Origin of the sequence: Pseudomonas sp. W22_MBD1_FP4 (assembly GCF_052113765.1) — a bacterium.
Classification (GTDB): Bacteria; Pseudomonadota; Gammaproteobacteria; order Pseudomonadales; family Pseudomonadaceae; genus Aquipseudomonas; species Aquipseudomonas sivasensis.
In genome coordinates this window covers 49,667-74,825 of record NZ_JBGQOI010000026.1, presented here as the reverse complement: position 1 = coordinate 74,825, position 25,159 = coordinate 49,667, and the positions used below count along the sequence as shown (strand labels likewise).

Sequence of the window (25,159 nt, the reverse complement as noted above, 5' to 3'; positions counted from 1 at the left end):
AGACTTAACGCACAGGGCAGATGAATATCGAGCTGCGATATTCATCTGTCAGGACAAGCATGGCAAGCTACGCGACCTTCGAGGATAGATCCGGATGCGACAACCCTACCGTACCACCCTGTTCGCCAGCCTGATCCTGATCATCTGCGCTGTCGCGCTGTGGGCCGCGTATGACTGGTTCCAGGGCCGCTACCTGCGCGCCTTCAGCGAACACACAGCGGTGTTTTCCGGCGATGCACTGCGCCTGCCCGCCGAGCTGAGCGGGCCTGGCCCAATCCGCCTGGTGCACTTCTGGGACCCAGCCTGCCCGTGCAACGTCGGTAACCAGCAACACTTGGGCGAGTTGATCGAGCAATACGCGCCACAAGGCGTCGAGTTCTACGCCCTGCAAAAACCCGACAGCCACGGCCGTTTGCCAGACAACCTGCGCAGCATGAAGATCCTCACCGCCCTGCCCGGCGCCGACCAAGTACCGGCCAGCCCGGCCGTGGGCATCTGGGATCGCACGGGCAAGCTCGCGTATTTCGGGCCGTACAGCGAAGGCCTGACGTGCAACGCCAGCAACAGTTTTATCGAGCCGATCCTGAAGGCACTCCAAGCGGGGCGCGAAGTGAATGCCACTCACACCTTGGCAGTGGGCTGCTATTGTTCGTGGCCTGAAGATCGTTAGTCACTCCACTCCCGGTAAGGAAAGTTCATGAAGCGCGTCTTGCGGGTTCTCGCGGTTCTGCTGGTGCTGATCGCCCTCGGCGGCGGCTGGTACGTGTACAGCAAGCAGCCCACTCGCCAGGGCTCGGTCACGCTGGCCAACCTGCAAGGCTCGGTCACGGTGCGCTACGACGACCGTGGCGTGCCGCATATTCGCGCCGACAACGAGACAGACCTGTATCGCGCCCTGGGCTATGTGCACGCCCAGGACCGGTTGTTCCAGATGGAGATCATGCGGCGCCTGTCCCGTGGAGAGTTGGCCGAAGTACTCGGCCCCAAGCTGCTGGAGACCGACAAACTGTTTCGCAGCCTGCACATCCGTGAGCGGGCCTTGAGCTACGTGGAGCAGATGGATCACGAGTCTGCGTCCTGGAAGGCCCTGCAAGCCTATCTGGATGGAATCAATCAGTATCAGGACACCCACGCCAGCCCCATGGAGTTTGACGTGCTGGGCATCCCCAAGCGCCGGTTCACCGCCGAAGACACCATCAGCGTCGCCGGATACATGGCCTACAGCTTTGCCGCCGCGTTTCGCACCGAGCCCTTGTTGACCTACGTTCGCGACCAATTGGGCGGTGACTACCTGAAAGTGTTCGACCTCGACTGGCAACCCAAAGGCGCACTCAACCTGGCTGCCGGCGATTGGCAAACCCTCGGTGCCATCGCGTCCCTGAGCGAACAGGCCTTGGCCGACAACGGCCTGCCGCAGTTTGAAGGCAGCAACGCTTGGGCCATCAGCGGCAGCCGCACCAAGAGCGGCAAGCCGCTACTGGCGGGTGACCCGCATATCCGTTTCTCGGTGCCGTCGGTGTGGTACGAGGCGCACCTGTCGGCGCCGGGCTTTGAGCTGTATGGCTATCACAACGCGCTGGTGCCAGTGGCCTTCCTGGGGCACAACCTGGATTTCGGCTGGAGCCTGACGATGTTCCAGAACGACGACGTCGACCTGATCGCCGAGAAGCTCAACCCGGACAACCCCAACCAGGTCTGGTACCAGGGCCAATGGGTCGACATGACCAGCAGCGAACAACAGATCGCGGTGAAGGGCCAGACGCCAGTCACCTTCACCCTGCGCCAGTCGCCCCACGGGCCGATTATCAATGACGTACTCGGCGAGAGCGCCGGCAAGACGCCCATCGCCATGTGGTGGGCCTTCCTCGACACCCAGAACCCGATTCTCGACGGCTTTTATCAGCTCAACCGCGCCGACACCCTGACCAAGGCCCGCGCGGCGGCGGCCAAAGTGTCGGCGCCGGGGCTGAATATCGTGTGGGCCAACGCCAAGGGCGATATCGGCTGGTGGGCGGCGGCGCAGTTGCCGATTCGTCCGGCCGGCGTCAACCCTGGGTTTATCCTCGACGGCAGCACCGCCCAGGCCGACAAATTGGGCTTCTACCCCTTCAGCGCCAACCCCCAGGAAGAAAACCCCGCGCGTGGCTATGTGGTGTCGGCCAATGCCCAACCGGCATCACCCACCGGCCTGGAAATCCCCGGCTATTACAATCTGGCCGACCGTGGCCAGCAATTGAACGCACAGTTAAGCGACAAAAGCGTGAAGTGGGATGTGAACAACAGCCAAGCCCTGCAACTGGGTACCACTACCGCCTTCGGCCCGCGCCTGCTGGCGCCGTTGTTGCCGGTTCTGCGTGAGGTGGTCAAAGACCCGGCACAGTTGAAACAGGTGGAACAGCTTGCAAGCTGGAAGGGTGACTACCCACTCGATTCCATCAGCGCCACGCTGTTCAACCAGTTCCTGTTCAACCTCGCCGATGCAGCCTTCCACCCGAAACTGGGTGACGCCATGTTCAAGACCCTGCTCACCACCCGCGTAATCGACGCCGCCCTGCCCCGCCTGGCTGCCGACCCGGACTCACCCTGGTGGGACGGCAAGCGCGCCGACACCGTCAAACTCGCCTGGGACAACAGCCTCACGCACCTGAAAGCCACCTTCGGCGATGACCCGACCCAGTGGCAGTGGGGCAAGGCCCATACCTTGACCCACGGCCATCCGCTGGGTTCGCAAAAGCCGCTGGACCTGATTCTCAACGTCGGCCCCTTCCCGGCGCCCGGCACTCACGAAGTGCCGAACAATCAGTCGGCCGCCATCGGCCCAGCGCCCTGGCCGGTGACCTACGGCCCTTCGACCCGCCGTCTGATCGACTTCGCCGATGTGGCCCACGCGCTGACGATCAACCCGGTCGGTCAAAGCGGTGTGCCGTTTGACAAGCACTATGGCGACCAGGCAGAGACCTATATCGAAGGCGGTTACGAGCAAGCGCATTTCAGTGATGAGGAAGTCACGGCGAATACGCGCGGCACCTTGAAGCTACTACCGGCGCGGTAGCCCTATGCAAGCCAACGCCTACCGTTGGTCTACGCCGTTGCTGGGGGCGCAAAGTTGAGCCGAAACTGCTGCGGCGTCACCCCCAGGCGGCGATTGAACACACTGCGCATGTGCTGGGCATCACGAAAACCGCATTGGTACGCCACGGTTTTCAATGGCGCGTGAGTACTTTCAAGCATCACCCGCGCCGCATCCAGCCGGGCCCGCTCAACAAATTCCGCAGGCGTAACCTGCGCCTCACGGGCAAACACCCGAGAAAAATTGCGCGCGCTCATATTGGCAGCCTTGGCCAGGTCGGCGATGGTCAGATCCCCGGTCAAATTCGCCAATACATACAGCTGCACCAGCGCTACCGCCGATGTGGTTTCGGCGTGGGGTGTAAGAAACGGGCTGAACTGCGACTGCCCGCCCGAACGCTGGGTGAACACCACCAGGCGCTTGGCCACGCTCAAAGCCACTTCCGGACCGTGGTCCTGGGCCAGCAGGTACAACGACAAATCGATGCCCGCCGTGACCCCGGCCGAGGTGTAGAGGTTGCCGTGCTGGACGTACAGGCGGTCGGCTTCGACCTGGGCCGAGGGGCACAGGCGCGCCAGGTCAGCGGCGTCGTTCCAATGGGTGGTGACGGTTTTTCCGTCCAGCAATCCAGCGCGCGCCAGCATGAAGGCGCCGTTGCAGATCGAGCCAAAACGTCGCGCCCGAGCGGTGGCGCCACGCAGCCAATTATCGAACGACACGCCGAAATCTTCGAACGGCAACTGCGGGCCACCGGCGACCAGCAGCAGGTCATAGGCCTGCAGGGCTTCGCTGTAATGCCTGTGGGCCTGCAATGCCAAACCATTGGAGGCGGCCATGGTGCCGTGGCCTAGCCCGATGACCTCTATCTGGTAGTGATCCTGGGGCGGCAGAAAGCGGTTGGCTTCGCAGAACACATCCATGGGGCCGGTCACATCCAGTGACTGGACGCCGGGGAAGATCAGGATGGCGACGGTCTTGTGCATGCTCACAGACACCTTTTTCTAGCGGAATAAAATGCAAACCCTGTGGGAGGGGGCTTGCTCCCGATGGCGCTGTATCAGCCAGCAGATGCAGTGCCTGGTACTCAGTAATCGGGAGCAAGCCCCCTCCCACATTGGGATTTTCGCAGGCTTCAAGAGTGATATCGCCCGCTACACCCTAGTCGATTTCTGCTTGGCACGATGTGTCGGCACATTGGCCGGGATCGCGCCCTCACCGCGATGGCCGCTGCACAGACGAGCGACCAAACTGATTGCTTTCCAGAGGAGAGCAACCATGACCACCACCATCGCCGGTATCAAGATCCCCGACAGCGCCCTGGCCAAGGCCACCACCGAGTACATCCGTGACATCGAATCCGATCTGCTCTACCACCACTCGCGGCGGGTATTTCTATTCGGCGCATTGAGCGGTGAGCGCAAGCAGTTGGCCTATAACCCGGAGTTGCTCTACGTGGGCGCGATGTTCCATGACTTGGGCCTGGTGGAAGGGTATCGCAGCGATAACGAGCGTTTCGAAGTGGACGGCGCCAACGCGGCGGCGGCCTTCCTCAAACCTTACGGGCTCAGCGATGACGATATCGAACAGGTGTGGCTGTCCATCGCCCTGCACACTACGCCAGGTGTGCCGCAGCATCTGCGCCCCACCGTCGCGCTGGTGACTGCCGGGGTGGAGATGGACGTGCTGGGCATGGACTACGCCGCGTTTAGCAGTGTGCAGCGCGAAGCAGTGGTGCATGCGCATCCACGGGGTGAAGGGTTCAAGGAGTGCATCATCTGTGCGTTCGCCGACGGCTTGCGCCATCGCCCGCAGACCACGTTTGGCAACGTAAAGACGGATGTGCTGGTGGATCAGGAGCCGGGGTTCAAGCCGATGAATTTTGTCGAGGTGATTCGCAAGTCGCCGTGGTTGGCGTAGCGGAGTTGAAATGCGATCAAATGTGGGAGGGGGCTTGCCCCCGATTGCTGAGTGTCAGTCACTGCATCTATTGACTGACCCACCGCCATCGGGAGCAAGCCCCCTCCCACCTTTAGACCGGCGCCTGCGCCCGACGCACGTCCGGCTGTTTCCAGCCATCCGCCGCGGCTTCTTCGATGGCTTGCTGAATGGCTTTCTTGCGATTCTCTTCGGCACGACGGCTGAAGAACCACACCAGGAAGGTCACCAACGACACCGCCAACAGAATCAGGCTGGCTACGGCGTTGATCTCAGGTTTAACCCCAAGACGCACCGCCGAGAACACCTCCATCGGCAACGTCGTCGAACCCGGGCCCGAGACGAAGCTGGCAAGTACCAGGTCATCCAGGGACAGCGCAAACGACATCATGCCGCCTGCCGCCAACGATGGCGCGATCATCGGGATGGTGATCAGGAAGAACACCTTCCAAGGCCGCGCGCCGAGGTCCATGGCCGCCTCTTCAATCGACAGGTCCAGCTCACGCAAACGCGCCGACACCACCACCGCCACATACGCCGCACAGAACGTGGTGTGGGCGATCCAGATGGTGACGATGCCACGTTCCTGGGGCCAACCGATCATCTGCGCCATAGCCACGAACAGCAGCAACAGCGACAGACCGGTGATCACTTCCGGCATCACCAACGGCGCGGTCACCAGGCCGCCGAACAACGTGCGGCCCTTGAACTGGCTGATGCGCGTCAGCACAAACGCCGCCAACGTACCCAGCGCAACAGCGGCCACCGCCGTGTAGCAGGCGATTTCCAGGGAACGTGCCACCGAGCCCATCAACTGGGTGTTGTCCAGCAGGCCCACGTACCACTTGATCGACCAACCGCCCCACACCGTTACCAGCTTGGATTCGTTGAACGAGTAGATCACCAGGATCAACATCGGCAGGTAGATGAACAACAACCCCGCCACCAGCATGAAGCTTGAGAAACTGACGCGCTTCATATCTTGCCCTCCATCTCTTTGGCTTGGCTGCGGTTAAACAGAATGATGGGCACGATCAGGATCGCCAGCATCACTACCGCCAGGGCAGACGCCACCGGCCAGTCACGGTTGTTGAAGAACTCTTGCCACAACACTTTACCGATCATCAGGGTTTCCGGGCCGCCCAGCAGTTCCGGAATCACGAACTCGCCCACCACCGGGATAAACACCAGCATGCAGCCGGCGATGATGCCGTTCTTGGACAGCGGCACGGTGATTTTCCAGAAGCTGTTGAAGGTGCTCGAACCCAAGTCGGATGCGGCTTCCAGCAGGCTCTGATCGTGCTTCACCAAGTTGGCGTACAGCGGCAGGATCATGAACGGCAGGTACGAATAGACCACGCCGATGTACACCGCGATGTTGGTGTTGAGGATCTGCAGCGGTTCGTTGATCAGCCCCATGGACATCAGGAAACCATTGAGCAAGCCGTTATTGCTGAGGATGCCCATCCACGCATACACGCGGATCAGGATCGCGGTCCAGGTCGGCATCATGATCAGCAGCACCAGCACGGTCTGCATCTCTTTGCGCGCAGTGGCAATGGCATACGCCATCGGATAGCCGATCAGCAGGCACAGCAGCGTGCTGAAGAACGCCATCTTCAGCGAGCCCAGGTACGCAGCGATGTACAGCTCATCACCTGCCAACAAGCTGTAGTTGGCCAGGTTCAGCACCACTTGCAGCTTTTGTTCAACGTAGGTGTAGATCTCGGTGTACGGCGGGATTGCCACGTCGGCTTCGGCAAAGCTGATTTTCAGGACGATGAAAAACGGCAGGGCAAAAAACAGGAACAGCCACAGGAACGGAATCCCGATGACCACCTGCTTGCCGCTCGGGACGAGGCGGTTCAAGCGCCGCTTGAGCTTTTTTGTGTTCATGAGCGAAGTACCACGCCGCTGTCGTCTTCCCACCACACGTAAACCTGATCACCCCAGGTCGGCCGCTGACCACGGCGCTCGGCGTTGGCGACGAAGGACTGCACCAGCTTGCCGCTCGGCAGTTCCACGTAGAACACCGAGTGACCGCCCAGGTAAGCGATGTCGTGCACCTTGCCGCTGGACCAGTTGTGCTCGCAGGTCGGCATTTCGGTGGTGACCAGCAGTTTTTCCGGGCGGATGGCGTAGGTCACCGACTTGTCTTCCACCGAAGTGGCGATGCCGTAGCCCACGTAGATGTCGCGGTCCAAGTCCGGGCACTTGAGCACGGCGTGGCCTTCGGCGTCGTCCACCACTTGGGTGTCGAAAATATTGACGTTACCGATGAACTCGCACACCAGGCGGCTGGTAGGGGTTTCGTAGATATCGATCGGGCTGCCGATCTGTGCGATCCAGCCCAAGTGCATGATTGCGATGCGCTCGGCCATGGTCATGGCCTCTTCCTGGTCGTGGGTCACCATCACGCAGGTCACGCCGACGCGCTCGATGATCTCCACCAACTCCAGTTGCATCTGCGAACGCAGTTTCTTGTCGAGGGCGCCCATGGGCTCATCGAGCAGCAGCAGTTTCGGGCGCTTGGCCAGGGAGCGGGCCAGGGCCACACGCTGACGCTGGCCGCCGGACAACTGGTGCGGCTTGCGCTTGGCGTACTGGCTCATCTGCACCAGCTTGAGCATCTCGGCTACGCGGGCGTCGACTTCGGCCTTGGGGATCTTGTCCTGTTGCAGGCCGAAGGCGATGTTCTGCGCCACAGTCATGTGCGGGAACAGGGCGTAGGACTGGAACATCATGTTGATCGGCCGCTCGTACGGCGGCATGTCGGTGATGTCCACACCGTCGAGGTAGATGCGACCCTCGGTCGGGCGCTCGAAACCTGCGAGCATGCGCAGCAGCGTGGATTTGCCCGAACCCGAACCGCCGAGCAAGGCGAAGATCTCGCCTTTCTTGATTTCCAGGGACACATCGTCCACGGCAATCGTCTCGTCGAACTTCTTCGTGACCCGGTCGATTTTGACCAACACCTTCTTCGGTGTCTGGTCCCCTTCGAGGGCTTTCTTGTAGGCGCCGGAGGCAACTGCCATTTACGAAACTCCCAGAAAAAAAGAGTGCAGAGCGCCCAATACGGACGACCCTTGGATAATTTGAGCCTTACTTGCCCGTCTTGACCTTGGTCCAGCTACGGGTCATTAAACGTTGCACTTTCGGGGGTAGCTCGAAGTTGACGAATGTCCGATCGAGAACCGCCTGCGGTGGGTAAACCGCTTCGTCGGTGCGTATCGATTGCTCCATCAGTTTGTCCGCCCCTGGGTTAGGGTTGGCGTAACCGACGTAATCACTGACCTGGGCGATTACCTCAGGTTGCAGCAAATAGTTGATGTAGGCGTGGGCCTGTTTAACGTTGGTGGCGTCCTTGGGGATCGCCAGCACGTCAAACCACAGGTTGCCGCCTTCTTTTGGAATCGCGTAGGCGATGTTCACGCCCTTGCCTGCCTCAGCCGCACGGGCTTTGGCCTGGAACACATCGCCAGAGAAACCGGCCGCCACACAGATGTTGCCGTTGGCCAGGTCCGAGATGTATTTGGACGAATGGAAGTAGGTCACGTAGGGCCGTACTTTAAGCAGCTTTTCTTCGGCCTTTTTGTAGTCTTCAGGGTTGGTGCTGTTAGGGTCCAGGCCCATGTAGTTGAGCACCGCCGGCAGCATTTCATCTGCCGAATCCATGAACGACACACCGCAGGTGGCCAGCTTCTTCATGTTTTCCGGCTCGAACAGCACAGCCCAGGAGTCGATCTTGTCGACGCCCAACACTTCCTTCACTTTGTCGACGTTGTAACCGATGCCGTTGGTACCCCAGAGGTACGGCACGGCGTACTGGTTGCCTGGGTCGTTCTTTTCCAGGCGTTTGAGCAAGGCCGGGTCAAGATTTGCGTAATTCGTCAGCAGCGATTTGTCGAGTTTCTGAAACGCCCCGGCCTTGATCTGCTTGCCGAGGAAGTGGTTGGACGGCACGACTACGTCGTAGCCGGTACGTCCGGCCAGCAACTTGCCTTCCAGGGTTTCGTTGGAATCAAACACGTCATACACGGGCTTGATGCCGGTGGCCTTTTCGAAGTTGGCCAGGGTGTCGGTACCGATATAGTCCGACCAGTTATAAATATGCACCGTCGATGCGGCCTGCACGCTGACAGCCAGCGTGACACCTGCGCCCACCAGCATGGCTTTGCGAAATAAAGAAATTGGCAAGTGGAGGTCCTCTTAAATAGTTGGGCCTGAAGTTGTTGCCCGGCAACAAAACCGGCGCGCAACTTACCCTCGATAAACCGATCCGGCAAAACTTTCTGTCATTTAATGTGCGGGAGGTGGTTTACCCCCGATGGCGGTGTGTCAGCTTGCGCATGTGTTTCTGATACAACGCAATCGGGGGCAAGCCCCCTCCCACAGGTTTTAAGGCTTACTTGCCCGATTTGATCTTGGTCCAGCTGCGCGTCATTTCACGCTGAGTTGCGGCTGGCAAGTCAGCAATGGCGTAGAGCTTGGCTTGCACATCGGCTGGCGGGTAGATGCCCGGATCGCTGGTGATGTCTTTGTCGACCAGTGCGGTGGCCTTCTCGTTACCGTTCGGGAAACGCACGCTGTTGGTGATCGACGCCATGACTTCCGGCTTGAGCAGGTAGTTCATGAACTTGTAAGCGGCGTCGACGTTTTCGGCATCTTTAGGGATGGCGACCATGTCGAAGAAGCTACCAGCGCCTTCTTTCGGAATGTCGTAGGCAACTTTCACTTTGCCACCGGCTTCAGCCGCGCGGGATTTAGCCTGCTGGATATCACCCGAGTAACCCACGGCCACGCAGATGTTGCCGTTGGCCAGGTCCGAGATGTACTTGGAGGAGTGGAAGTAGCCGATCGAAGGACGGATCTTCAAGAAGAGCGCTTCGGCTTGCTTGAGGTCCTCTTTCTTCTGGCTGTCGGTCGGCAGGCCCAGGTAATGCAGCGCGATTGGCAGCATTTCGGTCGGCGAATCGAGGAAGCTCACGCCGCAGCTTTTGAGCTTGGCGATGTTCTCAGGCTTGAGCAGGATGTCCCACGAGTCGATCTTGTCCACGCCCAGCGCAGCCTTGACCTTCTCCGGGTTGTAGCCGATGCCGATCGAACCCCACATGTACGGGAAGGCGTGCTTGTTGTCCGGGTCGCTGACCGACACGGCTTTAAGCAGGGACTTGTTCAGGTTGCTGTAGTTGGACAGCTTGGACGTGTCCAGCTCCTGGTAGACACCGGCCTTGATCTGCTTGGCGAGGAAGTTGTTCGACGGCACGACGATGTCGTAACCGGACTTGCCTGCCAGCAACTTGGCTTCCAGGGTTTCGTTGCTGTCAAAAACGTCGTACACCACTTTAATGCCCGACTCTTTTTCAAAGTTGGCGATGGTGTCCGGTGCAATGTAGTCGGACCAGTTGTAGACGTGCAGCACCTTATCGTCTGCCTGGGCCGCGCCCGCCATTGCGCCCATCAGGGACAAGGCGAGGAGGGTCTTGCCAGCGTTCTTCAAACCTAATGCCTTCATTTGGTGATGCTCCAATTTTTCTTTTTTGGGCCACGTTTTTTCATGTTCTGCGGCCCTTCCAGAGGGCAACAAAACAGGGCGACAGTCTGGCAAGTTCAGGGGCCGGCTTTCAACCAAAGCCCCTACATTTATAACTGCCCAGTGCTCTGCGCACTGAGCCTAGCACTTAGCCCTGCAATGCCGCCAAAGTCAGATCCAGGCACTTGCGCGCCTTGGTCACCAACTCGTCGATCTCAGCCTTGCTGATCACCAGTGGCGGGGAAATGATCATGGTGTCGCCCACGGCGCGCATGATCAGGCCATTGTTGAAGCAGAAGTTGCGGCAAATCATGCCCACGCCTTTGCCTTCATAACGCTTGCGCGTGGCCTTGTCCTGCACCAGCTCAATGGCGCCCAACAGACCCACTCCGCGAACTTCGCCCACCAACGGGTGATCATTGAGCTCGCGCAGACGACGCTGCAAATAGGGTGCCGTTTCGCTGTTGACCTGCTCGATGATTTTTTCATCACGCATGATGCGGATGTTTTCCAGGGCCACCGCTGCGGCCACCGGGTGACCGGAGTAGGTAAACCCGTGGTTGAAATCGCCGCCTTCGTTCAGCACCTCGACCACTCCGTCGCGCACGATCAGGCCGCCCATAGGGATGTAACCCGAGGTCAGGCCCTTGGCGATGGTCATCATGTCTGGCTTGAGGTCGTAGAAATCGCTACCGAACCACTCACCGGTACGGCCAAACCCGCAGATCACTTCGTCGGCCACAAACAAGATGTCGTATTTAGCGAGGATTTCCTTGATGCGCGGCCAGTAAGTGGCGGGCGGGACGATCACGCCACCGGCACCCTGGATCGGCTCGGCAATAAAGGCACCGACGGTGTCCACGCCCAACTCGAGGATCTTCTCTTCCAACTGGTTGGCGGCCCAGATCCCGAACTCTTCGGGGCTCATGTCGCCACCTTCACCGAACCAGTACGGCTGGGCGATGTGGGTGATGCCCGGGATCGGCAAGTCGCCCTGTTCGTGCATATAAGTCATGCCACCCAGGCTCGCGCCGGCCACGGTGGAGCCGTGGTAGCCGTTCTTGCGGCTGATGATGGTTTTCTTGTTCGGCTGGCCTTTGATCGCCCAGTAGTGGCGGACCATGCGCAACATAGTGTCGTTGCCTTCGGAGCCGGAACCGGTGAAGAACACGTGGTTCATGCCGGCGGGTGCGATGTCGGAAATGGCTTTGGCCAGCTCCAGCACCGGCGGGTGAGCGGTCTGGAAGAACAGGTTGTAGTACGGCAGTTCTTTCATTTGCTTGGCGGCGGCGTCAGCCAGTTCATCGCGACCATAACCGATCGCCACGCACCACAGGCCGGCCATGCCGTCGAGGATCTTGTTGCCTTCGCTGTCCCACAGGTAAACGCCGTGGGCTTTGGTGATAATCCGTGGGCCTTTCTCTTTCAATTGCTTGAAGTCGCTGAACGGCGCCAGGTGGTGATCGTTGCTCAAGGCTTGCCATTCACGGGTTTGCGGGTTGTTGCTGGACATACCAATCTCCTAGACTTTTCAGTTAAGGGCGCGCGGGTTACCCCGTGCGCCCGGCGCATCAGACGGCGAAGAGCAGGAATTCCCGCTCCCACGAACTGATCACGCGCTTGAAGTTTTCATGCTCGGCCCGCTTGACCGCGACGTAGCCTGTGATGAATTTCTGACCCAGGTATTTCTCGATGGTCTTGCTGTTTTCCATGCGTTCCAGGGCGTCTTCGATGGTCAACGGCAGACGCAGGTTGCGTCGTTCGTAACCACGACCTACCACCGGTGCGCTCGGGTTATGGCCTTCGACCATGCCGATGTAGCCGCACAGCAAACTGGCGGCAATCGCCAGGTAAGGGTTGGCGTCGGCCCCCGGCAGGCGGTTTTCTACGCGGCGGTTCTGCGGGCCGGCATCCGGTACGCGCAGGCCGACGGTGCGGTTTTCTTCGCCCCATTCCACGTTGACCGGCGCCGAGGTGTCGGGGAGGAAGCGACGGAACGAGTTCACGTTGGGAGCAAACAGCGGCAGCAATTCAGGGATGAATTTCTGCAGGCCGCCAATGTGGTTGAGGAACAGCTGGCTCATGCTCCCGTCTTCATTGGAGAAGACGTTCTTGCCAGTCGCGATGTCGATGATGCTCTGGTGCAGGTGCATCGCGCTGCCGGGCTCGCCGGTCATCGGCTTGGCCATAAAGGTGGCCGCCACGTTGTGCTTGAGCGCTGCTTCACGCATCGTGCGTTTGAACACTAGGATCTGGTCAGCCAGGGACAGCGCATCGCCGTGACGGAAATTGATTTCCATCTGCGCGGTACCGTCTTCGTGGATCAGCGTGTCGAGGTCCAGCTCCTGCAGTTCGCACCAGTCGTAGACGTCTTCGAACAGCGGGTCGAATTCGTTGGCGGCTTCTATAGAGAAGGACTGACGACCGGTCTCCGGGCGCCCGGAACGGCCAATCGGCGGTTGCAGCGGGAAGTCAGGGTCTTCGCAGCGTTTGGTCAGGTAGAACTCCATCTCCGGCGCCACGATGGGCTGCCAGCCTTTGTCGGCGTAGAGCTTGAGGACTTTCTTGAGCACGTTGCGCGGCGACAGCTCGATCGGGTTGCCTTGCTTGTCGTAGGTATCGTGGATCACCTGGGCGGTGGGCTCGATGGCCCAAGGCACCAGGAATACCGCGTTCTGGTCGGGACGGCAGATCATGTCGATATCGGCCGGGTCGAGCAATTCGTAATAGATGTCGTCTTCGACATAGTCGCCGGTCACGGTCTGGAGCAGAACGCTCTCGGGCAGGCGCATGCCTTTTTCGGCGATGAACTTGTTGGTCGGCGAGATCTTGCCCCGGGTGATGCCGGTGAGGTCGCCAATCATGCATTCGACTTCTGTGATCTTGTGGTCTTTCAACCAATCGGTGAGCTGGTCGAGGTTGTTACTCATAAATGCCTCTGGGCTGGGTTTCCTGGCATCCATTAAAGGCCAGGCGTTGGTTGACGCAGCATCCGCGCCGTTTTGTTCATTCAGGGTAGGAGCTTACCTGCCATTTGCTGCAGCGTTGCATTCCTCACGCCAAAGTCGTGCAGAATCATGATCGGTTCCGTGGACGGGAGCCGGTCAGAGGCAGTTGAGGTGGCAAAGAAGAGGTCGGACTGGCCGTCAAGAATATTGGCCGGTGCAGGGACATTCACGCGGGGCGAACGAACTGCGGACAACGCCTGGCTGGAGCAGGCAGAGACGCCGAGCGGCGGCAGGTGAAACATGAAGCACCCCGGTATTATTGCTGTTATGGGTTTGAATCGAGCTTAGCCTTGTTCATTTTTTTACACAACACCCCCGTAAAAAATACAACACGGCCCGCTCAAGCCTGCGAGTCCCAAGCGAATCAAATGCAAAAAACCGCCCCAAAAAGCCCCAAAAATGCCTTCACGGCGCTTTTTTAGGGCAAAAAAGGCCTCGCTTGACTTCGGCATGCCGTTCGGGTTGACTGAAACCAGAAAAGATCAATGATTGATATTTTTAACAACAAAGGTGTTGCATCATGTCGGTACCCCCGCGTGCCGTTCAGCTTAACGAAGCGAACGCGTTCCTTAAGGATCATCCTGAGGTTCTGTACGTAGACCTTCTAATTGCGGATATGAATGGTGTGGTGCGCGGTAAGCGCATCGAACGCACCAGCCTCCACAAGGTTTACGAGAAGGGCATTAACCTGCCTGCCTCTTTATTTGCCCTGGATATCAACGGCTCAACGGTGGAAAGCACCGGCCTGGGTCTGGACATCGGTGATGCTGACCGAATCTGTTATCCAATCCCCGACACCCTGTGCAATGAACCTTGGCAAAAGCGCCCTACCGCGCAATTGCTGATGACCATGCACGAACTTGAAGGTGAACCTTTCTTCGCCGATCCACGCGAAGTGCTCCGCCAAGTTGTAAGCAAATTTGACGACCTCGGTCTGACCATCTGCGCTGCCTTCGAGCTTGAGTTCTACCTGATCGACCAGGAGAACGTGAACGGCCGCCCGCAACCGCCCCGCTCGCCGATCTCCGGCAAACGCCCGCACTCGACACAGGTCTACCTGATCGACGACCTCGACGAATACGTCGACTGCCTCCAGGACATCCTGGAAGGTGCCAAAGAGCAAGGTATCCCGGCTGACGCCATCGTCAAGGAAAGTGCCCCGGCGCAGTTCGAAGTGAACCTGCACCACGTCGCCGACCCGATCAAAGCGTGCGATTACGCTGTACTGCTCAAGCGTTTGATCAAGAACATCGCCTACGACCATGAGATGGACACCACCTTCATGGCCAAGCCTTACCCAGGCCAGGCAGGCAACGGGCTGCACGTACACATTTCGATTCTGGACAAAGACGGCAAGAACATCTTTGCCAGCGAGGATCCCGAGCAGAACGCCGCATTGCGTCACGCGATCGGCGGTGTGCTGGAGACCCTACCCGCCCAAATGGCGTTCCTGTGCCCTAACGTTAACTCCTACCGTCGTTTCGGCGCACAGTTCTACGTGCCGAACTCGCCGTGCTGGGGCCTGGATAACCGCACCGTGGCGATTCGCGTACCGACCGGCTCGTCCGACGCCGTACGTATCGAACACCGTGTAGCCGGCGCCGACGCCAACCCTTACCTGTTGATGGCTTCGGTCCTGGCAGGCGTGCACCACGGTCTGACCAACAAGATCGAACCGGGCGCACCCGTGGAAGGCAACAGCTACGAGCAGAACGAGCAGAGCCTGCCGAACAACCTGCGCGATGCCCTGCGCGAGTTGGACGACAGCGAGGTGATGGCCAAGTACATCGATCCTAAGTACATCGATATCTTCGTCGCCTGTAAGGAAAGTGAGCTGGAAGAGTTCGAACACTCCATCTCCGACCTTGAGTACAACTGGTACCTGCATACCGTCTAAACGACGGCTGCAGAAAAAAGAGCGCCGCAGACCTTATGGTCTGCGGCGTTTTTTATGGGTTTCTTCCAGAAGACCGAACCAGCCTCATCGGGGGCAAGCCCCCTCCCACATTTGAATGTTCACAGATCAAAGTGTGGGAGGGGGCTTGCTCCCGATGGCCGCCTGGAAGACAACACAGACTCCTACTCATACAATGCCCGCTGCCTTGTAGGAGACTTCCATGACCACCCGCCCCGCCGCCCCTCGCAAACCCCGCGCACGCAGCCAGGCGCGGATCGACGCGATTCTCGACGCCGCCCGCACCTTGCTGGCCGCCGAAGGCGTGGCAGGCCTGTCGATCTACAGCGTGGCCGAGCGCGCGCAGATTCCGCCGTCGTCGGTGTATCACTTTTTCGCCAGTGTGCCCGCGTTGCTGGAAGCATTAACCGCTGACGTCCACGCAGCCTTCCGCGCGGCCATCCAGGCCCCCATCGACCATGACTCACTCAAGCACTGGCGGGACCTGTCCTACGTGGTCGAGCAGCGCATGCTCACCATCTACAGCAACGACGCCGCCGCGCGCCAATTGATCCTGGCCCAGCACGGGCTGACCGAAGTAACCCAGGCGGATCGTCAGCATGATCTGGAATTAGGGGATTTGATGCTGGCGGTGTTCAGCCGTCACTTCGAAGTGCCGACCTTGCCGACTGATGTGGATGTATTTGCGCTGGCGTTGGAACTGAGTGATCGCGTCTACGCGCGCTCAGTGCATCAGCATGGGCTGATTACGCCGCGGATGGCCGAGGAAGGGATGCGTGTGTTTGATGCGTATGTGGGGCTGTATTTACCGGCGTATCTGCCTAAGCGCTGAATTCTGGGTTGGCTGGGCCGGCCTCATCGGGGGCAAGCCCCCTCCCACATTTTGAATGTGTTCACAGATCAATATGTGGGAGGGGGCTTGCCCCCGATGACGGCCTCAAGAGCGACGCGAATCACAACTTGGCGATCGACACCTCAGTCGACTTCACGAAGGCAATCACTTCGCTGCCGATCACCAGTTCCAGCTCTTTGACCGAGCGAGTAGTGATCACGGAAGTGACGATACCGGACGCGGTCTGCACGTCGATTTCCGACAGCACGTCGCCGACTACGATTTCCTTGATGGTGCCTTTGAACTGGTTACGCACGTTGATGGCTTTAATAGTCATGGTGTTCTTCCTTCGCGGGACAAGTGAGTTATTGAGCCCAACGCAATTGCGTAGGCAGCGGTGAAACAGGTTCGGGTTCCGGCGGTGTACCGGGCAACGACAGCACACGGTTGAGCACTTCAGCTTCCAGTGCGGCCAGGCGGTGTGAGCCACGGGCACGCGGACGTGGAAGATCAACGATCAGATCGAGGCCGATCTCGCCGTCTTCGATCAGGATCACCCGGTCGGCAATCGCCACCGCTTCGCTGACGTCATGGGTCACCAGCAACACAGTGAAGCCGTGCTTCTGCCAAAGGTTTTCGATCAGTTGCTGCATCTCGATGCGAGTCAGGGCATCCAGAGCCCCCAACGGTTCATCAAGCAGCAGCAGGCGCGGTTGGTGGATCAGCGCACGCGCCAGGGCGACACGTTGCTTCTGGCCACCCGACAGAGCCGCCGGCCATTCATTGGCACGCTCGGCCAGGCCGACCGCTTCCAACGCCTCCAGCGCTTTAGGGCGCCAGTTGCCGGTGAGCCCCAGACCCACGTTGTCGATGATCTTTTTCCACGGCAGCAAACGTGCTTCCTGGAACATCAACCGCGTGTCTTCAATCGCTTCGCTCAGCGGCGCAGAACCGGCCAGCAACTCGCCGCCGCTGGCTTTGTCCAGACCCGCCAGCAGGCGCAGCAAGGTACTTTTGCCGCAACCGCTGCGGCCGACCACGGCCACGAACTGACCCGCCGGAATGTGCAGATCAATCTCTTTGAGCACTTCACGTGCGCCGAAAGATTTGCGCAATTTGCGCACCGCCAGAGGAATTCCCTTCAGCAGGCGCGGAGGTTGTTGAGCTGTCATGCCGCACCGCCTTTATTCACTTGATACGCCGGATGCCAGCGCAACCAAACCCGCTCCAGACCGCGCGCGGCCAGATCGGCGAGTTTGCCGAGGATCGCGTACATCACGATGGCCAGTACCACCACGTCGGTTTGCAGGAATTCACGGGCGTTCATTGCCAGATAGCCGATGCCCGAGCTGGCGGAGATGGTTTCCGCAACGATCAGCGTCAACCACATAAAGCCCAGAGCAAAGCGCACGCCCACCAAAATCGAGGGCAGCGCGCCCGGCAGGATCACTTGCCAGAACAGGCTGAAACCGGACAAACCGTAGCTGCGCGACATTTCCACCAGCGCCGGGTCGACGTTGCGGATGCCGTGATAGGTGTTCAGGTAGATCGGGAACAACGTGCCGAGGGCGACCAGGAAAATCTTCGCGGTCTCGTCAATCCCGAACCACAGGATCACCAGCGGAATCAGCGCCAGGTGCGGCACGTTGCGGATCATCTGCACCGAGCTGTCCAGCAGGCGCTCGCCCCATTTCGACAAACCGGTGATAAAGCCCAGCGCCAGGCCGATGCTGCCACCGATCACAAAGCCCAGGCCGGCGCGCCAGCCACTGATGGCCAAGTGCGTCCAGATTTCGCCGCTGGCCACCAGGTGAACACCGGCTTCAATCACCGCACTGGGCGCCGGCAGAATGCGCGTCGACAACCAGCCCGCCGACACCGACAACTGCCACACCGCCAGTAATAGAATCGGCAGCACCCAAGGCGCTACGCGATGGCTCAATTTTTCAAAGTTCATAACGCCGCCTCAGCTCTGTGACGCAGCTTTGGGAAGGATGTCGTTGGCGACCATTTCACCGAACGGGCTGACATAACCGGCGCTTTTCGGCAGTTCGGGACGTTCGATGTCCAAGTGCGGAAACAGCAGTTCAGCTACCCGATACGACTCTTCCAGGTGCGGATAACCGGAGCAGATAAAGGTGTCGATGCCCAGCGCAGCGTACTCCTTGACCCGCGCCGCAACGGTTGGGCCATCGCCCACCAGCGCGGTGCCCGCACCGCCACGCACCAGGCCGACACCGGCCCACAGGTTGGGGCTGACTTCGAGGTTGTCGCGGTTGCCGCCATGCAAGGCAGCCATGCGCTGCTGGCCGACGGAATCGAAGCGCGCCAAGGAAGCCTGGGCACGGGCGATGGTGTCGTCGTCCAAGTGCGAGATCAGTTTGTCGGCGGCTTTCCAGGCCTCATCGTTGGTTTCGCGCACGATCACATGCAGGCGTATGCCGAAGCGCACGGTGCGCCCGAGTTTCGCGGCCTTGGCCCGTACCTGTTCGATTTTCTCGGCGACTGCGGCCGGTGGCTCGCCCCAGGTCAGCACCATCTCCACCTGTTCGGCTGCCAGGTCCTGGGCCGCTTCGGAGGAACCGCCAAAGTACAGCGGCGGACGCGGTTGCTGGATCGGCGGGTAGAGCAACTTGGCGCCTTTGACGCTGATGTGCTCGCCGTCGTAATCCACGGTTTCGCCTTCCAGCACGCGGCGCCAGATGCGGGTGAATTCCACCGAAGCCTGATAGCGCTCTTCGTGACTGAGGAACAAGCCATCACCGGCCAGCTCTTCCGGATCACCACCGGTTACCAGGTTGAATAACGCACGGCCGCCGGACAGTCGATCCAAGGTCGCGGCCTGACGCGCCGCCACCGTCGGGGAAATGATCCCGGGGCGCAACGCGACAAGGAATTTCAAACGCTGGGTCACCGGGATCAGCGAGGCGGCCACCAGCCACGAGTCTTCGCAGGAGCGACCAGTGGGGATCAGCACCCCGCCGAATCCCAAGCGGTCAGCGGCCTGGGCCACTTGCTGCAGGTAACCGTGATCAACGGCGCGAGCGCCTTCGGCGGTGCCAAGGTAATGGCCGTCGCCGTGGGTAGGCAGGAACCAGAAAATATTGAGGCTCATGGAGTTGTCTCCTGAAGAAGTCGAATTACGGCGCTTTGGCCACAGCGGCGGGTGGCGTCCAGATCACGTCCTTGATGCTCAAGGGTTTGGGGATCAATTTGAGTTGGTAGAAGCTGTCGGCGATCTTTTGCTGGGCGGCGACCACTTCCGGGGTCAGGAACAGCGCGCCGTAGCCTTGGCGTTTCACCGAGGTCAGGGTGATATCCGCCGGCAGGCCGAGCAGTGGCGCGACTTGTTCAGTCACTTCCTGGGGGTTGGCCTTGGACCACTCGCCCACGGCGCGCACTTCTTCAATCAGTGCCTTGACGACTTCAGGGTGCTGCTCAGCGTAGGGCTTGGTCGCCAGGTAGAACTGATGGTTGTCGGCGATGCCGGTGCCGTCACGCAGGGTGCGGGCTTGCAATTGTTTCTCGGCGGCAGCTTGGTACGGGTCCCAGATCACCCAGGCGTCTACGCTGCCACGCTCGAACGCGGCGCGGGCATCGGCGGGCGGCAGGAACACGGTTTGTACATCGGTGTATTTGAGGCCGGCGTCTTCCAGGGCACGTACCAGCAGGTAGTGCACGTTGGAGCCTTTGTTGAGCACGATTTTCTTGCCCTTGAGCTCGGCCACCGATTTGATCGTCGAGTCTTTCGGTACCAGGATCGCTTCACTGGTGGGCGCTGGCGGCTCGTAGGCCACGTAGAGAAGATCGGCACCGGCGGCCTGGGCGAACACCGGCGGGGTTTCGCCGGTCACGCCGAAGTCGATGCAGCCCACGTTCAGGCCTTCAAGCAGTTGCGGACCACCGGGAAACTCGGTCCATTGCACCTGCACGCCCTGGGCGGCCAGACGCTTTTCAAGGGTGCCCTTGGCTTTGAGCAGCACCAGCGTGCCGTATTTCTGATAGCCGATCCGCAGTGTCTCGGCGGCTTGAGCTTGAACGATGGCGCCGAAGGACACAGCCGCAGCAAACAGTGCGACCAGACCACGACGCAAGATGACAGTGCGCATGGCGCTCTCTCCAAATATGCGATTAGGGTTTTGGCTGCACCTGCTTGGCCGTTAGCGGCTGAGTAAGGTGAGTGTTTCTTACAGGGTGAGGCTCAGATGCTCCAGCGAGCAGTCAACAAGCGGTCATTCAACACATGGGGGTCCAGCGGTTTAGGGCGGCGGGCCATGGCGCTGTAGAGCGTTTCCAAAGCCTCATGCAAACGGTGTTCAAGCACCGGCACCAGTTGCGCCTGGGCGCTGCCTTCGGCGTAAGCAATCTGGCTATCTTCGGCAAAAATGCCGTGGAGCAATTCCTGGGCTTTCAACGCCGACAACACTGGCTTGAGCGCGTAGTCCACCGCCAACATATGGGCGATGCTGCCGCCGGTTGCCATCGGCAATACGATCTTGTGGGCCAGGGCGCGTTCGGGCAGCAGGTCGAGCACGGTTTTCAGCGCACCCGAGAACGAAGCCTTGTACACCGGAGTGGCGATTACCAGGCCATCCGCATTAGCCACCTGTTGCAGCAAGTCGATGACCTTTGGGCTATCGAAGCGCGCGTGCAGCAAATCTTCGGCCGGGAAGTCCCGTACCTGATAACTCACCACTTCAACGCCTTTGTCTTGCAACCATTGACGGGTTTTTTCCAGCAAGACCCCGGAGCGGGAACGCTGGCTGGGACTGCCTCCAAGTGTTACGACCAACATGCAGGAATTCCTTGAGCAAGTGCCGGCGGTTCGCTGTGCGGCGATGGCGCCAATATGTGACAGACCTTATCAGCAGATTTATATATCTATAAATCTTATTTTTTCATTTGTTTATTCTTTAAATGCATATGCAGTTCGTAAACCGCCAGGCGAAAAAAAAGGCCGTAAAAACGGCCTGAAAACCCCTGCTATGTGATTCGGTTTGCAACTTGAAATGCAGTCAAAATGTGGTGGCTTGCTCCCGAATACGGTGTGTCAGTGACCAACGAATTGGCTGATCCACCGAAATCGAGGGCAAGCCCTCTCCCACACAGTTATGTGCTAACGATTGGGCTGTGGAGTAAGCCGCAGATACGGCTTCACCGCCCGATAACCCTTCGGAAAGCGCTTCTTGATCTCTTCCTCATCCTTGAGCGACGGCACGATCACCACTTCATCACCGTCCTGCCAGTTGGCAGGAGTGGCGACTTTGTAGTTGTCGGTCAGTTGCAGCGAGTCGATGACCCGCAGGATTTCGTGGAAGTTGCGACCCGTACTGGCCGGATAAGTGATGGTCAGGCGTATCTTTTTGTTCGGGTCGATCACGAACAGAGAGCGCACAGTGAGGGTGTCATTGGCGTTTGGGTGGATCAGGTCGTAGAGGTCCGAAACCTTGCGGTCGGCGTCGGCGAGGATCGGGAAGTTGACGATAGTGTTCTGGGTTTCGTTGATGTCTTCGATCCACTTGTGGTGCGAATCCACCGGGTCGACCGACAGGGCGATGGCTTTGACGCCGCGCTGGGCGAATTCATCCTTGAGCTTGGCGGTAAAACCAAGCTCGGTGGTGCACACCGGGGTGAAGTCCGCCGGATGGGAAAACAACACACCCCAGCTATCGCCCAACCATTCGTGGAAACGAATCTTGCCGGCGCTGGAATCCTGTTCGAAGTCGGGGGCGATATCGCCCAGTCTTAGGCTCATGGTGTGGCTCCTGGTGAGTGCTTATGGAGCCCACTGTGCATGGATTAGAGATTATTTAAAAAGAATAAATATCGATTTATCTAGACGATAAAGGAATATTAAAAATGTGTTCATTGGACGCCGGAAACGGTGAAGGGCACCATCGTTTCCAAGGTTCGAGAAGGCCTTGAGACGCTGTACAAAGAGGGGTTCAGGAAGGGCTTGCGGGGGTTGAGCCCGACTTGAAAAGCAAGACACCTTGCCCGGCGTTGCGCCGGGCAAGGTTTTTACAGTCTTACAACAGCTTCACGCTACTAGAACAGTGGCAGCGAGTAGCTGACGATCAGGCGGTTTTCGTCCTGATCGCGCTGGCCGGCAATATCGTTGCGCCACATGGCGTTTTTCCAGGCTACGCCAACGTTCTTCAGCGGACCTTCTGGTACGACGTAGGCAACAGTGATGTCACGTTCCCACTCGCTAGCACCATTGGAGTTCACAGTAGGTTGCGGCGTTGTAGAGCCGACCTTGCCGGCAGTGTCGATGTTATCGCCACGCAGGTAAACCACACCGGCGGTCAGGCCAGGTACGCCAACCTTGGCGAAGTCATAAGAGTAGCGAGCTTGCCAGGTACGTTCGCCAGCGCGAGCGAACTTGGCGATCTGCATGTCAGTGGTCAGATAGGCCGACGCACCGTCGCCCTGGTTCAGGAACGGGAAGTCACTGTCGCCGTTGCTTGCCTGGTAACCGCCACCGAAGGTGTGACCTTCAACGGTGTACAGAAACAAGCCGCTGTACAGGTTGTTGTCGACTTTACCCTTGGTGATGTTGTTACCGGCGGCGTTAGTACCGTAGTCACCGCTGGTGTAGTAGTTGGCGTCGTTGCTGTTGTTACCGTCAGAGCGGCTATTGAAGTAGCGCAAGTCGGTTTTCAACACGCCAGGACCGATGGCCCAGTTGTGCAGCAGGCCCAGGAAATGTTGCTTGTAGAACTGATCCAGGTTGCCGTAGTAGTACTGGGCAGTCAGGTCTTTGGTAATTTTGTAGTCACCACCGGCGTAATAGAACTTGTTGCTGTCGCGACCAGAGGCCGTACGACCGTTGGCACCTGCGATAGACAGGTTTTCAACGTTGCTGGAGTTACGACCCTTGGCCTTTTCGATCTGACCCGCTACCAGCGTGAAGTCCTTGATATCGTTGGTAGTAATCTGGCCACCCTGGAAGGTTTGCGGCAGCAGACGACCATCGTTGGTCACCAGAACCGGCAGCTTTGGCTGCAGCGTGCCCAGCTTCAATTCGGTCTGGGAGATCTTGGCTTTGGCAGTCAGGCCCAGGCTGGAGTAGTTATCAACGGCTTCGCCATTGGACTTGCTCGGGAAAACCGTGCCGCCGTAAGAACCGTAGTTGGTGGCAGTCTTACCGCTGGCGCCGTTGGTGCCGCCGCCCGAATCCAGACGCACGCCCAGCAGGCCGATAGCGTCAAGACCAAAGCCTACGGTGCCTTGGGTGTAACCGGAGATGAAGCGCAGGTCGAAAGCCTGGCCCCACTCTTCCGACTTGTTCTGCGCGCCGGCTGCTTTGGTAGCGTCGTCACGGTTATCAGTGTTGATGTAGAAGTTACGCAGACCCAGTGTGGCCTTGCTGTCTTCGATGAAACCGGCAGCGCCTGCTTGCTGGGCGATTGCGCCCAAAGCTACAGCCAAAGCCAAGGTGGACTTCTTCATGTACCGCTCCTCTCATTTCTAATTTTTGTATTTCTTTGGTCTCGGGTCTGACGCCCTCGATCCACAGATGCGCGATTACCACCGGATAGTGACTGACAAGTCAATCGTAACCTTGTGTGTCTACTACCTTCGTCTAATCGCAGTTGATTTGGTCCCTGCAGGGTAATGAGTTTTTCATACACCCAAAAAGAATTATTTCATTCTTTTTCATACGATCTGGGAATAAGCCTTTGCATGAAAAGGACCGGTCAGGATAGACCACCTTCTCCATAAGCTAATTCCTAAAGGGTATTTATTAGCGCTTTTTTAGATCGATTAGTGTGACGACTCTGCTGCATACGTCACCCACGATCAAAAAGGCGACGCCATCATGGCCAAACGCATATCCTCCCGTCAATTTGTTACAGTTTTTGTGTCACTAATAGTTTCTTTTGCTGTCCAAGCCGCCGATTTGACCATCGGCTACCAAACCGGCATCGATCCCAGCAAGGTCCCACAGGCCGATGGCGCCTATGAAAAGGCCATTGGCGAGAAGATTGCCTGGCGCCGCTTCAACAGTGGTCCGGAAGTCGTAACAGCCATCGCCTCCGGCGATGTGCAAATCGGCAACCTCGGGTCCAGCCCCCTGGCAGCTGCTGCCTCGCGCAATCTACCCATCGTCGCGTTCATCGTATCGGCGCAGATCAATAGTTCTGAAGCCCTGGTAGTTCGCAACGGCAGCGGCATCGATAAACCCGAAGACTTGATCGGCAAGACGATCGCGACGCCCTTTGTCTCGACGTCTCATTACAGCCTGCTCGGCGCCTTGAAGCACTGGGGTCTGGACACCAAGCAAGTCAAAGTGGTCAACCTGCAACCGGCTGAAATTGCCGCTGCGTGGAAACGTGGGGATATCGATGGAGCCTTCGTGTGGTCGCCTGCGCTGGGAGAAATCCGCAAGACCGGCAAAACCCTGACTGACGCGGCCCAGGTGGGCCAGTGGGGCGCTCCGACGTTTGAAGTCTGGGTGGCGCGCAAGGATTTTGCGGAGAAACATCCTGAGGCAGTGGCCAAGTTTGCCAAGGTGACCCTGGACTCGTTCGCCGATTATGCCGCCCATAAAGACAGCTGGACGGTGGACTCGGAGCCGGTGCAGAAAATCGCTAAATTGACAGGCGCTAATGCCGCGGACATTCCCGAGCTGCTGGCCGGCACCACATTCCCGGATGCCCAAGCGCAGCAAACCGATGCGCTGCTCAAAGGCGGCACGGCGAAGGCGATTGGGGAAACAGCGAAATTCTTGAAGGAGCAAGGGAAGGTTGAGACGGTGCTACCGGACTATTCGGCCTTTGTGACCGACAAATTCATCAAAGACTAAACTCGGTAAAAAACGTGGGAGGGGGCTTGCTCCCGATGGTGGTGTATCAGTCGA

At 58.9% G+C, this 25,159-nt stretch carries 24 protein-coding genes; 7 read left to right on the top strand and 17 right to left on the bottom strand.

Translation table 11 applies throughout. The annotated features are described in order from the left end of the window. Positions 1-94 precede the first annotated feature (94 nt). Positions 95-670, top strand: coding sequence for a DUF6436 domain-containing protein (locus ACEN2T_RS25995; protein WP_032884222.1), 576 nt, complete (start codon positions 95-97; stop codon positions 668-670). A 27-nt stretch (positions 671-697) separates the two neighbouring features. Then, positions 698-3,052, top strand: a complete 2,355-nt coding sequence (locus ACEN2T_RS25990) for a penicillin acylase family protein (protein WP_442117784.1) — start codon at positions 698-700, stop codon at positions 3,050-3,052. A gap of 29 nt (positions 3,053-3,081) precedes the next feature. Here the strand turns inward: ACEN2T_RS25990 and ACEN2T_RS25985 are convergent, their stop codons facing one another. Then, positions 3,082-4,053 carry a GlxA family transcriptional regulator gene (locus ACEN2T_RS25985; RefSeq protein ID WP_442117783.1) on the bottom strand — a complete coding sequence of 324 codons (972 nt, stop codon included), beginning with the start codon at positions 4,051-4,053 and terminating at the stop codon, positions 3,082-3,084. A 292-nt stretch (positions 4,054-4,345) separates the two neighbouring features. Between ACEN2T_RS25985 and ACEN2T_RS25980 the strand changes: the two genes are divergently transcribed. Continuing rightward, entirely contained in the window at positions 4,346-4,987 is a 642-nt protein-coding gene (locus tag ACEN2T_RS25980; protein WP_442117782.1) for an HD domain-containing protein, read from the top strand. Between the two features lie 112 nt (positions 4,988-5,099). Here ACEN2T_RS25980 and ACEN2T_RS25975 read toward each other — a convergent pair whose 3' ends face one another. The 8 genes from ACEN2T_RS25975 to ACEN2T_RS25940 form a co-directional block, all read right to left on the bottom strand. Continuing rightward, on the bottom strand, positions 5,100-5,984 hold the full coding sequence (locus ACEN2T_RS25975; RefSeq protein WP_115485540.1) for an ABC transporter permease subunit: 885 nt from the start codon (positions 5,982-5,984) through the stop codon (positions 5,100-5,102). Beyond that, a complete protein-coding gene (locus ACEN2T_RS25970; protein WP_032884234.1) occupies positions 5,981-6,901 on the bottom strand; it encodes an ABC transporter permease subunit in 921 nt (306 codons plus the stop codon). The genes ACEN2T_RS25975 and ACEN2T_RS25970 overlap by 4 nt, the downstream gene beginning before the upstream one ends. Continuing rightward, entirely contained in the window at positions 6,898-8,040 is a 1,143-nt protein-coding gene (locus ACEN2T_RS25965; RefSeq protein ID WP_003195240.1) for an ABC transporter ATP-binding protein, read from the bottom strand. Before ACEN2T_RS25965 ends, ACEN2T_RS25970 begins: the two co-directional genes overlap by 4 nt. 67 nt (positions 8,041-8,107) lie before the next feature. Further along, positions 8,108-9,202, bottom strand: coding sequence for a polyamine ABC transporter substrate-binding protein (locus tag ACEN2T_RS25960; RefSeq protein ID WP_032884236.1), 1,095 nt, complete (start codon positions 9,200-9,202; stop codon positions 8,108-8,110). A gap of 208 nt (positions 9,203-9,410) precedes the next feature. After that, positions 9,411-10,505 carry a polyamine ABC transporter substrate-binding protein gene (locus ACEN2T_RS25955; protein ID WP_032884518.1) on the bottom strand — a complete coding sequence of 365 codons (1,095 nt, stop codon included), beginning with the start codon at positions 10,503-10,505 and terminating at the stop codon, positions 9,411-9,413. 181 nt (positions 10,506-10,686) lie between these two features. Continuing rightward, positions 10,687-12,051: an aspartate aminotransferase family protein gene (locus ACEN2T_RS25950; protein WP_442117781.1), complete on the bottom strand. Its 1,365-nt coding sequence runs from the start codon at positions 12,049-12,051 to the stop codon at positions 10,687-10,689. Positions 12,052-12,109: 58 nt separating this feature from the next. Next, the gene (locus ACEN2T_RS25945) at positions 12,110-13,468 is read right to left on the bottom strand and encodes a glutamine synthetase family protein (RefSeq protein WP_032884240.1); all 1,359 of its coding nucleotides are present in this window, start codon (positions 13,466-13,468) and stop codon (positions 12,110-12,112) included. 80 nt (positions 13,469-13,548) lie between these two features. Then, entirely contained in the window at positions 13,549-13,788 is a 240-nt protein-coding gene (locus ACEN2T_RS25940) for a hypothetical protein (RefSeq protein WP_032884242.1), read from the bottom strand. Positions 13,789-14,066: 278 nt separating this feature from the next. Between ACEN2T_RS25940 and ACEN2T_RS25935 the strand changes: the two genes are divergently transcribed. After that, positions 14,067-15,443, top strand: a complete 1,377-nt coding sequence (locus ACEN2T_RS25935; RefSeq protein ID WP_003213894.1) for a glutamine synthetase family protein — start codon at positions 14,067-14,069, stop codon at positions 15,441-15,443. A 220-nt stretch (positions 15,444-15,663) separates the two neighbouring features. Beyond that, positions 15,664-16,293: a TetR/AcrR family transcriptional regulator gene (locus tag ACEN2T_RS25930; protein WP_032884245.1), complete on the top strand. Its 630-nt coding sequence runs from the start codon at positions 15,664-15,666 to the stop codon at positions 16,291-16,293. 121 nt (positions 16,294-16,414) lie between these two features. Here the strand turns inward: ACEN2T_RS25930 and ACEN2T_RS25925 are convergent, their stop codons facing one another. The 6 genes from ACEN2T_RS25925 to ssuE all read right to left on the bottom strand — a co-directional run bounded on the left by ACEN2T_RS25925 (position 16,415) and on the right by ssuE (position 21,088). Beyond that, positions 16,415-16,630, bottom strand: a complete 216-nt coding sequence (locus tag ACEN2T_RS25925; protein ID WP_003176783.1) for a TOBE domain-containing protein — start codon at positions 16,628-16,630, stop codon at positions 16,415-16,417. Between the two features lie 28 nt (positions 16,631-16,658). Then, on the bottom strand, positions 16,659-17,465 hold the full coding sequence (gene ssuB / locus ACEN2T_RS25920) for an aliphatic sulfonates ABC transporter ATP-binding protein (RefSeq protein ID WP_032884247.1): 807 nt from the start codon (positions 17,463-17,465) through the stop codon (positions 16,659-16,661). Next, positions 17,462-18,250, bottom strand: coding sequence for an aliphatic sulfonate ABC transporter permease SsuC (ssuC, locus tag ACEN2T_RS25915; protein WP_032884249.1), 789 nt, complete (start codon positions 18,248-18,250; stop codon positions 17,462-17,464). The genes ssuB and ssuC overlap by 4 nt, the downstream gene beginning before the upstream one ends. Before the next feature lie 9 nt (positions 18,251-18,259). Further along, positions 18,260-19,408 carry an FMNH2-dependent alkanesulfonate monooxygenase gene (ssuD, locus tag ACEN2T_RS25910; protein ID WP_442117780.1) on the bottom strand — a complete coding sequence of 383 codons (1,149 nt, stop codon included), beginning with the start codon at positions 19,406-19,408 and terminating at the stop codon, positions 18,260-18,262. A 25-nt stretch (positions 19,409-19,433) separates the two neighbouring features. Continuing rightward, complete coding sequence (locus tag ACEN2T_RS25905; protein WP_442117779.1) at positions 19,434-20,402, bottom strand: sulfonate ABC transporter substrate-binding protein; 969 nt, start codon at positions 20,400-20,402, stop codon at positions 19,434-19,436. Positions 20,403-20,494: 92 nt separating this feature from the next. Next, positions 20,495-21,088, bottom strand: coding sequence for an NADPH-dependent FMN reductase (ssuE, locus tag ACEN2T_RS25900; RefSeq protein WP_032884253.1), 594 nt, complete (start codon positions 21,086-21,088; stop codon positions 20,495-20,497). Between ssuE and ACEN2T_RS25895 the strand changes: the two genes are divergently transcribed. Continuing rightward, complete coding sequence (locus ACEN2T_RS25895) at positions 21,087-21,284, top strand: hypothetical protein (protein ID WP_143499368.1); 198 nt, start codon at positions 21,087-21,089, stop codon at positions 21,282-21,284. The two genes, ssuE and ACEN2T_RS25895, sit on opposite strands and share 2 nt — an antisense overlap. A 125-nt stretch (positions 21,285-21,409) precedes the next feature. On the opposite strand, the gene ACEN2T_RS25890 is transcribed toward ACEN2T_RS25895, so the two are convergent. After that, positions 21,410-22,048: a peroxiredoxin gene (locus tag ACEN2T_RS25890; protein WP_032884255.1), complete on the bottom strand. Its 639-nt coding sequence runs from the start codon at positions 22,046-22,048 to the stop codon at positions 21,410-21,412. Between the two features lie 293 nt (positions 22,049-22,341). Beyond that, on the bottom strand, positions 22,342-23,748 hold the full coding sequence (locus ACEN2T_RS25885; RefSeq protein ID WP_442117778.1) for an OprD family porin: 1,407 nt from the start codon (positions 23,746-23,748) through the stop codon (positions 22,342-22,344). A gap of 370 nt (positions 23,749-24,118) precedes the next feature. Between ACEN2T_RS25885 and tauA the strand changes: the two genes are divergently transcribed. Then, positions 24,119-25,105: a taurine ABC transporter substrate-binding protein gene (gene tauA, locus ACEN2T_RS25880; protein WP_181639298.1), complete on the top strand. Its 987-nt coding sequence runs from the start codon at positions 24,119-24,121 to the stop codon at positions 25,103-25,105. The last annotated feature ends 54 nt before the right edge of the window (positions 25,106-25,159 follow it).

What these genes read in the sequence shown, in the direction of transcription:
- ACEN2T_RS25995 (WP_032884222.1), top strand. Translation starts at nt 95, where the DNA reads ATGCGACAACCCTACCGTACCACCCTGTTCGCCAGCCTGATCCTGATC.
- ACEN2T_RS25990 (WP_442117784.1), top strand. Translation starts at nt 698, where the DNA reads ATGAAGCGCGTCTTGCGGGTTCTCGCGGTTCTGCTGGTGCTGATCGCC.
- ACEN2T_RS25985 (WP_442117783.1), bottom strand. Translation starts at nt 4,053, where the DNA reads ATGCACAAGACCGTCGCCATCCTGATCTTCCCCGGCGTCCAGTCACTG.
- ACEN2T_RS25980 (WP_442117782.1), top strand. Translation starts at nt 4,346, where the DNA reads ATGACCACCACCATCGCCGGTATCAAGATCCCCGACAGCGCCCTGGCC.
- ACEN2T_RS25975 (WP_115485540.1), bottom strand. Translation starts at nt 5,984, where the DNA reads ATGAAGCGCGTCAGTTTCTCAAGCTTCATGCTGGTGGCGGGGTTGTTG.
- ACEN2T_RS25970 (WP_032884234.1), bottom strand. Translation starts at nt 6,901, where the DNA reads ATGAACACAAAAAAGCTCAAGCGGCGCTTGAACCGCCTCGTCCCGAGC.
- ACEN2T_RS25965 (WP_003195240.1), bottom strand. Translation starts at nt 8,040, where the DNA reads ATGGCAGTTGCCTCCGGCGCCTACAAGAAAGCCCTCGAAGGGGACCAG.
- ACEN2T_RS25950 (WP_442117781.1), bottom strand. Translation starts at nt 12,051, where the DNA reads ATGTCCAGCAACAACCCGCAAACCCGTGAATGGCAAGCCTTGAGCAAC.
- ACEN2T_RS25945 (WP_032884240.1), bottom strand. Translation starts at nt 13,468, where the DNA reads ATGAGTAACAACCTCGACCAGCTCACCGATTGGTTGAAAGACCACAAG.
- ACEN2T_RS25940 (WP_032884242.1), bottom strand. Translation starts at nt 13,788, where the DNA reads ATGTTTCACCTGCCGCCGCTCGGCGTCTCTGCCTGCTCCAGCCAGGCG.
- ACEN2T_RS25935 (WP_003213894.1), top strand. Translation starts at nt 14,067, where the DNA reads ATGTCGGTACCCCCGCGTGCCGTTCAGCTTAACGAAGCGAACGCGTTC.
- ACEN2T_RS25930 (WP_032884245.1), top strand. Translation starts at nt 15,664, where the DNA reads ATGACCACCCGCCCCGCCGCCCCTCGCAAACCCCGCGCACGCAGCCAG.
- ACEN2T_RS25925 (WP_003176783.1), bottom strand. Translation starts at nt 16,630, where the DNA reads ATGACTATTAAAGCCATCAACGTGCGTAACCAGTTCAAAGGCACCATC.
- ssuB (WP_032884247.1), bottom strand. Translation starts at nt 17,465, where the DNA reads ATGACAGCTCAACAACCTCCGCGCCTGCTGAAGGGAATTCCTCTGGCG.
- ssuC (WP_032884249.1), bottom strand. Translation starts at nt 18,250, where the DNA reads ATGAACTTTGAAAAATTGAGCCATCGCGTAGCGCCTTGGGTGCTGCCG.
- ssuD (WP_442117780.1), bottom strand. Translation starts at nt 19,408, where the DNA reads ATGAGCCTCAATATTTTCTGGTTCCTGCCTACCCACGGCGACGGCCAT.
- ACEN2T_RS25905 (WP_442117779.1), bottom strand. Translation starts at nt 20,402, where the DNA reads ATGCGCACTGTCATCTTGCGTCGTGGTCTGGTCGCACTGTTTGCTGCG.
- ACEN2T_RS25895 (WP_143499368.1), top strand. Translation starts at nt 21,087, where the DNA reads ATGCAGGAATTCCTTGAGCAAGTGCCGGCGGTTCGCTGTGCGGCGATG.
- ssuE (WP_032884253.1), bottom strand. Translation starts at nt 21,088, where the DNA reads ATGTTGGTCGTAACACTTGGAGGCAGTCCCAGCCAGCGTTCCCGCTCC.
- ACEN2T_RS25890 (WP_032884255.1), bottom strand. Translation starts at nt 22,048, where the DNA reads ATGAGCCTAAGACTGGGCGATATCGCCCCCGACTTCGAACAGGATTCC.
- ACEN2T_RS25885 (WP_442117778.1), bottom strand. Translation starts at nt 23,748, where the DNA reads ATGAAGAAGTCCACCTTGGCTTTGGCTGTAGCTTTGGGCGCAATCGCC.
- tauA (WP_181639298.1), top strand. Translation starts at nt 24,119, where the DNA reads ATGGCCAAACGCATATCCTCCCGTCAATTTGTTACAGTTTTTGTGTCA.